The 12758-nt window shown below is 55.0% G+C and carries 10 protein-coding genes; 4 read left to right on the plus strand and 6 right to left on the minus strand.

Annotated elements, in window-relative coordinates; genetic code table 11:
* Positions 1 to 6 precede the first annotated feature (6 nt).
* From ACYQ15_RS07085 to ACYQ15_RS07105, 5 genes are all read right to left on the minus strand, one after another.
* Positions 7 to 2352 carry an SLC13 family permease gene (locus ACYQ15_RS07085; protein ID WP_459936822.1) on the minus strand — a complete coding sequence of 782 codons (2346 nt, stop codon included), beginning with the start codon at positions 2350 to 2352 and terminating at the stop codon, positions 7 to 9.
* 48 nt (positions 2353 to 2400) lie between these two features.
* Positions 2401 to 3627: a hypothetical protein gene (locus ACYQ15_RS07090; protein WP_459936823.1), complete on the minus strand. Its 1227-nt coding sequence runs from the start codon at positions 3625 to 3627 to the stop codon at positions 2401 to 2403.
* A gap of 117 nt (positions 3628 to 3744) precedes the next feature.
* A complete protein-coding gene (locus ACYQ15_RS07095; protein WP_459936824.1) occupies positions 3745 to 4023 on the minus strand; it encodes a hypothetical protein in 279 nt (92 codons plus the stop codon).
* A 97-nt stretch (positions 4024 to 4120) separates the two neighbouring features.
* On the minus strand, positions 4121 to 4405 hold the full coding sequence (locus tag ACYQ15_RS07100) for a hypothetical protein (RefSeq protein WP_459936825.1): 285 nt from the start codon (positions 4403 to 4405) through the stop codon (positions 4121 to 4123).
* 338 nt (positions 4406 to 4743) lie between these two features.
* Positions 4744 to 5244: an HPP family protein gene (locus ACYQ15_RS07105; RefSeq protein ID WP_459936826.1), complete on the minus strand. Its 501-nt coding sequence runs from the start codon at positions 5242 to 5244 to the stop codon at positions 4744 to 4746.
* Between the two features lie 818 nt (positions 5245 to 6062).
* Between ACYQ15_RS07105 and ACYQ15_RS07110 the strand changes: the two genes are divergently transcribed.
* The 3 genes from ACYQ15_RS07110 (at position 6063) to ACYQ15_RS07120 (ending at position 8754) form a co-directional block, all read left to right on the plus strand.
* Positions 6063 to 6719 (plus strand): SapC family protein, encoded by a 657-nt coding sequence (locus ACYQ15_RS07110; RefSeq protein WP_459936827.1) that lies wholly within the window; start codon positions 6063 to 6065, stop codon positions 6717 to 6719.
* 9 nt (positions 6720 to 6728) lie between these two features.
* Entirely contained in the window at positions 6729 to 6953 is a 225-nt protein-coding gene (locus ACYQ15_RS07115; protein ID WP_459936828.1) for a hypothetical protein, read from the plus strand.
* Positions 6954 to 7383: 430 nt separating this feature from the next.
* Positions 7384 to 8754: a B12-binding domain-containing radical SAM protein gene (locus ACYQ15_RS07120; RefSeq protein ID WP_459936829.1), complete on the plus strand. Its 1371-nt coding sequence runs from the start codon at positions 7384 to 7386 to the stop codon at positions 8752 to 8754.
* 89 nt (positions 8755 to 8843) lie between these two features.
* Here the strand turns inward: ACYQ15_RS07120 and ACYQ15_RS07125 are convergent, their stop codons facing one another.
* Positions 8844 to 9176: a hypothetical protein gene (locus ACYQ15_RS07125; RefSeq protein ID WP_459936830.1), complete on the minus strand. Its 333-nt coding sequence runs from the start codon at positions 9174 to 9176 to the stop codon at positions 8844 to 8846.
* 394 nt (positions 9177 to 9570) lie between these two features.
* Here ACYQ15_RS07125 and ACYQ15_RS07130 point away from each other — a divergent pair, with 394 nt between their 5' ends.
* On the plus strand, positions 9571 to 12540 hold the full coding sequence (locus ACYQ15_RS07130) for a PAS domain S-box protein (protein ID WP_459936831.1): 2970 nt from the start codon (positions 9571 to 9573) through the stop codon (positions 12538 to 12540).
* Positions 12541 to 12758: the final 218 nt, after the last annotated feature.

Consider the following 12758-nt stretch of genomic DNA (forward strand, 5'->3'; position numbering starts at 1 on the left):
CGCTTGCTAGGCTGGCCAGAATATGGGCAGCAGCCACACGCACATCAGCCAGGAAATGACGGTCAGGGGGATACCCAGCTTCATGTAGTCCACAAAGCGGTACCCGCCCGGGCTCATGACCAGCAGATGGGCCGGATGGGACAGCGGACTGGCGAAGCTGGACGAGGCCGAGATGGCCACGGTCATCATCAACAGGTGCGGTGAAATGGCCAGGCTTTCCGCCGTGGTCAGGGCCACCGGCGCCATCAGGACCACCAGGGCCGCCGTGGGGATGACCTGGGTGCCCAGCACCGTGACCAGAAAAAGCGCGGCCACCACCCAGCGCGGACCAAAGTCGCCGACCATGGCGATCAAGGCCTCGGCGCCCATCTGGGCCGCTCCGGTGTGTTCCACGGCCATGCCCAAGGGAAGCATGGAGGCGATCAGGAAGATCACTTTCCATTCAATGCCCTGATAGGCTTCCTCCATGCTCAGACAACCCGAGAGCACCATCAGGGCTGAACCGGTCAGCGCGGCAATGGCGATGGGCACGAAACCCAAAATGGCGCTCAGAATCACGGCCAGCATGATGACCACGGCCAATGGGGCCTTTTCCAGTCGCGGGGCCTGGGCCGCGGCTTGATCGAGCACGAGAAAGTCCGGATTGCGGGCCACGGCCTCCAGGCTGCGCCGCGGGCCGTACACCAGCAGGGCATCCCCGAACTCCAGGGGCATGTCCTGCAGGCCGGTGCGATAAGCCTTGCCCTTTCGCCAGACGGCCAGCACGCTGACGCCGTACTGATCCCGGAACAGCAGATCGGCCAGGGTGCGCCCCGCAAGATTTGTTCTGGGGGAAAGAAGGACCTCGGTTACGCCGACCTGCTGGGACTCCAGTTCCGCCGTCAGGCTGGGGCTTTTTTCCTCAATCTCCAGGTCCTGCAATCCCTTCAGGACATCCAAATCCCGTTCGGAGCCCTGGATCACGAGCAGGTCGCCGGCCAGCACTTTTTCCCTCGGCGACGGCATGCAGATAAGTTGATCGTCGCGGAGAATGCTGACCACGGTCAAGCCGAAGGCGTTGCCCAGGCGGCTCTCCACCAGATCATGGTCCGCCAGTACTGACCCCTTGGGGACGCGCACGGTCAGCAAGCGGGACCTGCCGTCGGCATTCATGCGCTCGGCTCCAGCCTGAACGTGGTGCAGCCCCTCGACAAAGCCTTCGCGTACAAGCTTGTCCAGGGCTTCCCGTTCTCCCTGCAGCAGCAGTCGGTCACCCACGGCGAATCCATGTCGTTGCGGGTCCGAGATTTCCGTCCCATCCGCGCCATGCAGCGCCAGAACCTGAACCCGATGCTCCCGCCTCAGTCCGCTCTGGACCAAGGTCTGCCCCACAAGGGGCGACCCCGGGGCGATGCGCGCCTCGGTCTGGACAAGCCATTCGCAGACCAGGGTATCAAGGCGGTTCAATTGTTCCACCTGGAGATGGTGGCTGCCGTGGAAGCGTTGGAGTTGATCGGGATGCCCATGCACGATCAACCTGTCTTCCGCCTGCAAGAGGTCGCTCGGCCTGGGGGCCAGCATCAAGACCCCCTTGCGCTGAAGCGCCACCACGGTCAGAAAAAGTGCCGACCCCAAACGGCTTTCCACCAGGGTACGGCCGTCCAGGGGGGAGTCCCTGGGAATGCGGATGGAGAAGATGTACGTATCTATCTGGTAGGAGGCGCCGGGATTGAACTGCGGGTCCATGTCCGGTCCGGACCTGCGTTGAGGAAGCATGTGGCGGCCAATGAGCACCACGAAGAGGATGCCCGCGGCCACAATGACCCCGGTGATAGGCGTGAAGTCGAACAGGGCGAAGGGAGTCAGCCCCGCGTTGAACATCGCATCCGTGACCAGGATGTTGGGCGGAGTGGAAATGCCGGTAAATGGACCTCCCAGCAGGCAACCCAGGGCCAGCGGCATCAGCAGTCGGGACGGCGGCCGCCCGCTGCGCCGGGCCAGCTCCATGGTCGCGGGCAGCAGGATCGCGGCCACGGTCACGGTGTTGATCAGCGCGGACAACAGGCTGGCGCTGACCATCAGGGCGATGATGAGCACTGCTTCGCTGCCCTTGGCAAAGGCTTGCAGCGGGCGTCCGAGCTGATGAGCCACGCCCGTGCGCGTCAACCCCGCGGAAAGGATGAACATGGCCCAAACCGTGACCACGGCCGGACTGCTGAACCCGGCCAGGGCCTCGTGCGGCGAGACCAGGCCGGTCAGGGCCAGCGCCGACAGAACCAGCAGGCCCACCAGATCCACGCGCAGCCAGCCTCCGATGAAGACCACCAGGGCCACGGTAATGATGGAAAAGAGTACGATCAGATCAAAGGGCACGACATGTTCCCGTACATACCCGCAGGAAGTTTTGAATGAAAAGCCACCTCACCGGGCAGACCATGCCGTTTTCGCCTTCACATCATCAATGATAAACCGCACGCCCTGGTTGTCAGACGGGTTCAGCCAGAGCATTTGTTGAAAGATGTGCCCCGCCTCGTCAAATCGCCCAAGCCGCCAGAGACACAATCCATAACCGTGCATACATCGTAGAAATGGACGATTGTCGATAAGGCCCCACGGCAGAACGCCGGTAAAGCCGTCACCCAAAGACAGTTCGCCAATGCGCAGGCCGACTTCGAAATGCAGGATCGCATCCTGGGGACGGTGGTCAAAGACAAAACTGCCCAGGTGAGAATGGGCGTCGAGACAACGCAGGTCCGCCTGACACAGTTCCATTAAAAGCTTTAACGCCTCTGCCCGCTCACCGGCATGTTCAAGATCGTTCGACCGGGTGATGGGATCATCGAAAGGATCGTCTGGATCCTCGCCGGGCAGCACCTGTTCCATCTCGAACATGGGGCGGGGGCCGTGAGCGATGATCGGCTTGGCCCATTTCTCGATGGGTTCGCCTTCTCCTCCCCAGTACTCCTCCTTGGGGTCCCACATGCCCATATTCTCAAGCCTCAATGGCACGAGATCGAGAGCCTTGATGTCGATTCGGGTCGACTGCATCTCGCCTGAGAGATATGGATGACCGCCGTAACGCCACTGCTTTCGGGGCAATATCGTGACGATTGCGCCAGGCGCCACTTCCCAAATTCGGTCCGCGCGCAAGGTAATGATCCGCTCGCTTCCCAACAAACGGCACCGGATGGCACGTTTCTTGACCAATAGCGCGACCAGTTCGACGGGTTTGCCCAGGTCGATGTCATCGTCTGCCGCCTTATGTTGTCGCGGGCTTCGGGAGGGTACCCTGGCTTCGACAGGGTACGGGTCGAGGTTGAGCCACTTTCGGTAGGCGGCGATGTAAAGAGCCCCAGCGGATGCCCGGGACAACTCGACCTCGGAGACAGCTACATCATACTCGGAACCGTTTTCTCGTCGGCATCTCGCCGTCAACCCGCGCCGTTCATTGCCATCGTAGTCAATTGCGATCACCGAAACCGGCTCTCCGATGACAAACCCATCCACCGGCAGCGCCATGTCATCCTCCATGGCTTGCCGAAAAGCCCAAAGCTGCTCATCATCGCCGTATGCGTCGACGGTGATCTCCTCAATCAACTTGCCCAATGCCGCGAGTTGCTTGCTGTCATTCTGGATTCGTGCGCTCATACCTAGTTTATCCTTCAGATGTCGACCTTCACCAGCCGCTGATGACGTCATGGGCTTTTTGTTCGGGTTTTGGTTGGGCTTGGGGAGGATCTACGGTGTTTATGGGGAGGATGTCGGTCATTTTGGGAGCTGCTCAATCCTCATGTCCATGATCTTCCTTGCCGCTTCGTCCAAATGCATGTCGTAGAGCATCAACGCGGTGTCCTCGTCAATGATGATGCCGAAGGCATCTTCAATGTCGTTGAATGGGGGAGTGTCCTCGATGATGTCCGGCGGGGAGTACGTCGACCAAATGCAGCACATCTGCCTGGAGTCGGGGTTCTTTCGATATTTCCGCCGATGCTTTTGGTATATCCGGTATAGCGTCTCGTAGATGGCTTGGTAATCGTCTTTCATTTCCCGCCTCACAATGATCGAAGCAATCCGGCCTGTTCAAGGTAGACAGACACTGCCATGACTGATTTACCGCATTGGTAAACAGTTCTTCAGCTGTCTATAGTGAATCGGTGTATTGTCCGAAATCCGCACAGATGTCTTCGCACCCGGCTTCCGTCGCCGCCTTCTTCCGTTGTTTTTCGGCTGCCCGAGCTTCGATCGTTGCCTTTATCTGAACTTCTCGCTCCAGGTTGATACTCACTCCCAGCATGCGAAGTTCGATGACCGCGCACAACAGGTCCACCGCAAACCACCGTGCATAGCTTTTGATGATGTTCTTTCCACTATAACGACTCACCCACCCGGTCGCCTTGGCGGACCTGAGACGGTCCTGGCGCGCCATCCTCTTCCGCCGGGGATTCATCCGGCATTTCTGCTTGTGTGCCTGAGCTTGTCCCTGGTTTCTCAATGAGACCGAACAACAACCTTCATCCGTTCGGGCGAAAAAGCTGCCGAGTCGGCTGAAGGGCCTTGTTGCGGCTCATCCGTTGAAGTGTGTCCACGCTACCGCCCCCAGAAGACCGGCCGAGCCTCACGGCCCGACAACTGAACCCAGGGAGCGTTCTGGAATCTGGAGGACCGCTCATCGCTCATCGACCCTCTGTGCCGGGATATCTTCGCCGTATTGCGGTAAATATGGACGATAAGCGTTGAAGAATGAATCCATTCCCGCACGTCTATTCAGGTTAAATCTCTCAAGTGCCGTCTGAAAAGATAATGAGCAGACGAAAGGATGATTATGCTGATTAGGATGGTAAGCACGACCTTCAGGGAAAAACCGGCTATGGCCACTCCCAGCGCGGTTCCCGCGGCAGGGGGATGTTCAGCATCAATAACCACCATTATAAAGATTGATACTCCCACAGCCAGGGAATACACCAGGGAAATGGCGATATTATCCGGCAGGAAGGGCTGAAGCGGTACAGAAGATGCCAGGAAGCCGCAGATCATTCCTACAAGATGCCCTCCGATCAGATTTCTCGGCTGCGCGGTAAAATATCCCGGCATGGCAAAGACAATAAACGCGCTTGCGCCTATGGACGCGATAATGACCGGTTTTTCCTGGATGCTGACTACGAGAAGAAGGATGAAGATGGTCAAAGTTGCGGCAATACTCTGAAAAACATAATTTTTCCAATATGTTTTAAATTCATAAATCATCTTTTCCGATTGCAGGCCCAAGGCGTCTCTCCAAGTTTTCATGTTTGGTTGAACAGTATGTCCAAAAAAGTCAAGGTTCCTGACAGAGGGAGCATTACGCGTTTATGACACAGTTCTGCTTTCCCATCGTTGTCCCAGGGCGTTGCCCTGGGATATAACATGTCGCCCCTTTGGGGCTGAAATCAAGCCCTGAAAGGACGAAACAGAATTTAATACCACCCCGCCCTTCGGGCACGGGGTCAAGAATTCCCCTCCTTTGGAGGGGTGGCAGGCGAAGCCTGACGGGGTGGTGCCGAAGAGAAGTACAAAAACGCTACATGTCCTTACTTTTCAACCTAAACCACCCCGCCCTTCGGGCACCCCTCCGAAGGAGGGGCAAATACAGCCCAGGGCAACGCCCTGGGATATCAATGAGTTAGTTTATCCAGCCCTGAAGGGGCGATCTAAATGGGTGAAGCTCATCAAAAAATGCGTAATGCTCGCATCCCGATTTACAGAAACGCGTAATGCTCCCCCTGACAGATCTGCTCAGCCCTGTTAAAGAATTTAGAACGCATCCCAGCGTTGTCGATCCATATCCTGTCCGAACCGGATTAAGGACGACATAGCGGCACAACTCCAATAGATGGGAATCCTTGTCAACCACAATGGATTTGAACCGCCCCTGAAAACATGCCCTACCCTTCCGTGAGCCCGGTTGAATTTCTGCGTGTAGGTTAAATATGTCAAAGAGCTTGCCGTCAAAGCCATCGAGAAACGGCACTTGCAAAAAATGAAGCAGGACTTGGCGATGGCTGCCTAATGTAAGGACCGATGCAAAGCGCTAAACTATTACCCCCGTGGTCTTTTCAGAAATGGCGGACATAGCCAGAGAATTCCCGCTTGTGTTCATAAAAGGCAAGTCAATTCCATGTGCATTGTTGGGTGTCATGCAGGGAGTCAATGCGTATGTTGGCATGGAGAATGGTGAGTGGCTCGCAGAATATGTCCCTGGCCGCATCCGAGCATATCCTTTCAGTTTGGTGCATAACCCACAAAATCCAGAACAATTCGGCATTGCCGTAGATATTGAAGCGCCCATGATCAATACAGCGGAAGGCGACCCGCTCTTCGTCGGCAATTCACCTTCGACAACTCTTTCAAACAAAATGAGCCTGCTGAAAGAGATGCAGAAAGCCGAGCCTGTCACCAAGCGCATAGTGCAGTTGATCAGAGATGCTGACTTGATGACCGACCAAGTGATACGTGTCAAGATTCAAGGAAAGGAAGACTCGCAACTCACCGGTTTACAAGTGATCAATGAAAAAAAACTAAACCAAATGCCCCACGTTGAATTTAACAAACTTCGTGATAGTGGCGCTTTGCCCTTAATCTACGCCCACTTGCTGTCTCTGGCCAACCTTCGGCGCGGCCCACTCAAAGGTTATACTCCCGTCCAGACCGCCGACACCCTTGGCTTTGTCATCGGCGATGATGACATGATCAAATTTCAATAAGGAGCAACAATGCATATTTTCACCGATGGAATCAGCAAAGTCAGCTTTTCCAACAACAATCTCCGCATCACAATGATACAGAACGGTCCGGACAACACGCAGTCAGAAGCAGGCACCCTGATTATCCCGATCAATCAAGCCGCGCAGTTCGTAAACTCAATGGCCGGTAGCCTGAAACAACTTGAGGAACAACTGAAAGCGAAAGCACAAGAGTCTCTCGATAAAACGCAGTAATATTTTTACTCACCCGAGCTTTCTGAAGCGTAATAAAATGAACATTGATCCCGCCCAGGCCTTTCTCCAATGCAGAAAAACTTGCTTTTTCTCGGCCTCTGCGAAGTAAGACTGAATACGCAAACAAGACACTTCGAGAAAATTGCCGCGATGACTCTTACCCGCCCCCAATGCTCGAAGAAGCGCAACAGCACTATGGCTGTTTTAAGTGGCTTTATTGTGCCATTTTTGACCTGTTTGCTGCTTGACCTCGAAAGATCATGGATGTGAATTTCTGTTTGTGAAATAAAACACATTGACACGTAATCACATAATCTGGGATATACGAGACTTGTTCAATAACTGCCGGATAAGTTCTTAAACACAACGGTGCCTGTGTATTCAGATTTCCCATTAGTGTCCGCGTCTTTCTTTGCCAAGGAATCAACCTATGAAAAACGTTGTATTCTGCTATCATACAACTGATATGGAATATCACTTGGGGATAGCCTTGTTGTCTTCCGCCATCCAGAATCGCGAAGTGAATTCGAGCCTGGTCATATTTCGAGAGATCAAAGGCAAACATTTTGATACTGTTGAAGAGACCATTGAGAGAATTTTGGAAAAACAGCCTATGATTGTCGCGTTTTCAGTGATGACCTTCAATTGGCACAGAATTCAAAAAGTGATCTCGGGTCTCTCGTCCGTGTTCAATGGGTTTATCGTCGTTGGGGGTTGTCATGCCATCCTCTGTCCAGATGAGATTTTGGCGTTTCCAGGTGTTGACGCAGTTTGCCTTGGTGACGGCGAACAACCCATGATAGATCTCATCCGCAATTTAGACGCCCTGTCGACAAAACCTTTTCTTGAAATTCCTGGCCTGCGTTTCAAATCAAGCTCTGCGAAAAACATGAATAAGCCATGGTGTAATGAAGATATTCATAAATACCCTTATCTTAACTTGGATCTGTTTCATCAAGAACGAAACCAGCCCCTGCAAGAAAAAATAACCGGCAGTTTCGCATTTACAGGAGTATTTTCCTTGCCGGCGATAACAAGCCGAGGGTGTCCATACGGTTGCACATATTGCAACAACAAATCATTCATGGAAATTCTGGGAGGCAAAAAAAAATATTTGCGGAAGTATTCTCCAGAAGTTGCGGTTGACTTCATCAAGCGCTACACACATCGTTATAATCCTGAATTCTTGGAATTTATGGATGAAATGTTCATCAAGTCATCGAGTTGGATAGAAGAATTCTGTGACCTGTATAAACATAACATCGATTTGCCATTTTCAATAAATGCGCGAATTGATCGCTGCTCGGAGGATATTATAAAAAACCTTGCGAACACCGGCCTGTCGCTGGTTTTTTTTGGTCTGGAATCAGGTGATGAACAGTACAGATCCGACTATCTCGATAGACATATGACCAACAGTGAAATTCTTCACGGCGCTGAAACATTGCGCAAGCACAACGTAATGCTCGTCACCTACAACATCTTTGGAATGCCTTTTGAGACCCCAAGACACCTTGAGCGGACAATAGAGCTGAACAGATTGATAATGCCGGATGCAGCGGCTGCTTTCGTGTATCAGCCGCTGCCAGGTACGAAACTCGGCAAACTTGCCTCCGAGCATGATTTATTCAAACCCCACACGGATGAATATTGGGATTACCTCGTTCCAGCTCTGGATACGGAACTGCTGCCCGCGAATTATGTTCAGGAAAAGGTCAGCGAGTTTCGAGCTGAATTCAATTCATGGGAACGAACTAGCACCTTCATTGAAAAATTCAGAAAGTTGGCGCAGCGAATATGAGGTGGCACGACAAGCTCCAACCATTGCGCAACATCCCACCCATCCTGCCCGGTGTCGTTCGCCTTCGTTTCCCTCCAGGCAATATTCCCTCATTTCAAGAGCGCCTCCAGCTCGGCCTTACGCCCTTCCAGTTCTTTCAGCTTCTTTTTCAGCGTATTGATGTCCTTCTTGATTGTCCGTAGTTCGGCTTTGCCCTTGACCTCGACCAAATATTCCTTCCCAAACTCCTCAGCGATATAGGCTTCAAGCTGACTGCGCAGAATCTTGATAAAAGGGTTGCCCCAGATAGAGGCTTCCCGAAACTCGAGCTTTCCGAGATTGATGCCCTGATGAATAAAATCCCGACTGATCTTGTACTCCTTCTCCGCGGTAACGTCGCTCAAGACCGCACCTTTCCGGACCCATTCTCCATATTCCGCCACTACCGCCTCCTGTAGACGCTGCGCCGGCCGTCACATAGCCGTGGCGCAGGCAATCGGTTACACATTAATCAGGTAGACACATTCAGAGTTTTCACCAGCTCTCTATCCTACACCTACGGCTGATAATCCTTCTGTAGCCGTTTATACATCGCACTTAAAGACTTACACTCTGGGGCATTCTTGTCCGATGTATGGCAATATCGAACATTGCACAACTGCAACAAGAAACCATCGAATTCGATGTATTTCCCCATTTTCGCCAATTATAGCTTACCAGGTCAATTTTTTCTTTAATTTTATTGATTCTCAAAGTGTCAGATTCCAAGAAAGAAAGCTTCCAATTGCTTGGCAAACTCTCCATTCTTGGGATAGTCCCAAAATGAAGGAGAATCGAATGCTCGCACACGTTTTGGGAGACAGGATCAGGTTTTATCGCTCTTTGGCAAACATGACCCAGGAGCTGCTGGCCCAGGAACTGGGCGTCAGCAAGCAATACGTAGGGCAGCTGGAACGGGGGAGCCGCAACCCGTCCCTGCCGCTGTTTGAAAAAATTTGCGGAATCTTGGACATCTTACCCATCAACCTCTTTTTCGATGGAACGAGTTCCGGGCCGGAGCGGCACATCCGGTCCGGGGGGGTCTGGCTGATAGACTTTCAAGCCGGGAAGGAAGTCTGGTCCGAGAGCCTCTGTCGTCTGCTCGGCTACCATGCACTGAAGCCGGAAGCCTCCCTGTCCACTTTTCTGCGTCACGTCTCCACCGCCGACAAAAGCCATTTTCTTCAGTTCCACACCCAACTGTTGGACGGTTCCCCGCCCCGCCCCATGTCCCTTGACATGATCCGCAAGCGCGGAGCAACAATACGCGTGCGTGTCCAGGCCGAAGTGTTTCTCGGCGAGCACGACCATCCTTTGCATGCTGTGCTGTGCTTTCAGGACATCACCGAATGGCAGGGCCTCCATGGCCAGCTTCTGCAAAGCCGGGAGCAGCTGGAACGGGTGGTGGAGGAGAAGACCCGCAAGCTGGCCGCGGAGCTGGCCTTGCGCGAGGAGGCCGAGGTCCGGGCCCAGGAAAAGACTGAGCAGATGGAACGCCTTGTCCATGCGGTCCCGGCGATTTTGTATTCTTTTGTTCCCGGAATTGGCGGCACGGCAATCTGGTCTCCGCATGTAGAGCGCATCCTTGGCTATTCCGAACGGGAACTCATCAGCGATCCCATGCTCTGGAACCGATCCATCCATCCCGAGGATGCCGACAAGGTTGAAAAGGCCATCCGATCCGGCATGCAGGGGACCCCCATCAACATCGAATACCGCATTCGAACAAAAAACGGTCAATGGCGCTGGCTGCACGATCAGGCCCGCTTGACCCAGGCCGTTCCGCACGGCGGCGAACTTATCGGCGTGGCCATGGATGTCACGGAGCGCAAACGTCTGGAAGCGGAACTTCGACACCGTCAGGATGAGCTCTTGCAACACAGCGAAGCCCGGTTTCACAATCTGCTGGAAAACGTACACAATGTGGCGGTGCAGGGTTACGCGGAGGATGGAACCACGGTCTACTGGAACCGGGCCTCGGAGATGTTCTACGGCTATTCGGCCCAGGAGGCCCTGGGCCGCAACCTGGTGGACCTGATCATCCCGGAAAACCTCAACGAAGCGGTCCTGGCCGCCATTGAGCACATGGTCCAAACCGGAACGGCCCCGCCGGCCGGGGAGGTTACCTTACGGCGCAAGGACGGATCACCAATTCATCTGCTCTCCAGCCATGCCGTTGTCAGCAAGAGCGATGGCTCCAGGGAGTTCTTCTGCATCGACGTGGATCTCACCGGTCGCAAACGGGCCGAGGGCGAGGCTCGGGAACGGGAGGAGCACTACCGGGCTCTGGTGGCAGGGCTGCCGGACTACGTGATGCGCTTTGACCGGGAAGGCCGGCATCTGTTCGTCTCGGACAACGTCAGCGACGTGGTGGATTTCCAGCCCGGGGATTTTCTGGGCAGAACCCACCGGGAAATGGGCTTTCCCGAGGAACGGGCCCGGTTCTGGGACCAGGCCATTCACGGCGTGTTCGCCACGGGCCAGGGCTTTGAAACGGACTTTCAGTTCGAGACCAAACATGGCCCGGCCGTCCACAACTGGCGGCTGGTTCCGGAATTCGACCACCAGGGCCGGGTGCGCACCGTCCTGTCCATCAGCCGGGACATCACGGAACAGCGCCGCGTCGAGCAGCGCAACCGGGAGCTGTATCAAAAGGCCCGGGAAAGCGAGGAACGCTATCGGGCCCTGTTCGAGAAATCGTCCGAAGGGGTTTTTCTGCACGACCTGAAGGGCCGCATCATCAACGCCAACCAGGCCGCCCAGGACATGTACGGCTACACCCTGGACGAGCTGCGCACCCTGCATCCACGCCAACTGACCCACCCCGACGACCCGGACGTCATGGGGCAATTGTTCCAGGGCGTTTGTCAGCAACACATAGTCACGGGAGAGCACCGTTGCCGGCGCAAGGACGGGACGTACTTCGACGTGCAGGTCCGGGATCGGCTGGTCAACGACAACCTGGTCCAGAGCGTGGTCCGCGACATCACCGCGGAACGCAACCAGAAGCAGGCCCTGATCCAGGCCAAGGAAGCCGCGGAGGCCGCGGACCGGGCCAAGAGCGAGTTCCTGAACAATCTCAGCCATGAACTGCGCACCCCGCTCAATGGCGTGGTGGGCGTGATGCATCTGCTGCAGGACGCTCCGCTGGACGAGGAAGCCAGACAGTTCGTGGACATGGCCCTGAAATCCTCTCAACGACTGGCCCATCTGCTTTCTGAACTGCTGGATCTGACCCGTATCGAATCCGGAAACATGGTCATCCATTCGGCCCCGTTTCAGGTCGACGATTTGTGCAACTCCCTGGCCGAGCTATTCAGCATGGCCATCCAGGAAAAGGGATTGGACTCCCGTTGCGTCGTCGATCCATCCCTGCCCGCAATCTTGATCGGAGACCTGGCCCGCCTGCGCCAGGTGCTGTTCAACCTGGTGGGTAACGCGATCAAATTCACGGACGCCGGATCCGTGTTGCTGGAAATAAGCGCCGTGTCACGAGGCCGAGAGGGATTCCTGCATGTGCTGTTCTCCGTAATTGACACGGGCATCGGTATTCCCGACGACCAAGTCGAACGTATCTTCCAGCCCTTTGTCAAACCCGACGGCTCCTTTCATCGACGCCACGGAGGGACTGGCCTGGGCCTGACCATCGCCCAGCGGCTGGTCCACCTGATGCGCGGCTCTTTGGCCGTGGAGAGCGAACCGGGCCAGGGCACCGCGGTCCACTTCAGCCTGCCGTTGCGGACGCTGAACACGGGATACGAAGGTTGAATTATTCGTGACCTCAAAGACTTGAGTGTCCCATGGGACAGAGGAGGTCACCACGAAACCACCCGCCGCGAATACAACTCGTACAGGTCGACGGAAGTCCACCGCCACCCGGCGCATTAAAATACCTGGGATCATTTGTCTTTTTCAGCCAGGAGGGTGGGCGGTTTCCGCCGTCCTGTACTCGGTCCGCGCCCAATTTTGGAGCATCTTATGGCCGG

It is taken from the genome of Desulfonatronum parangueonense, from assembly GCF_054656975.1.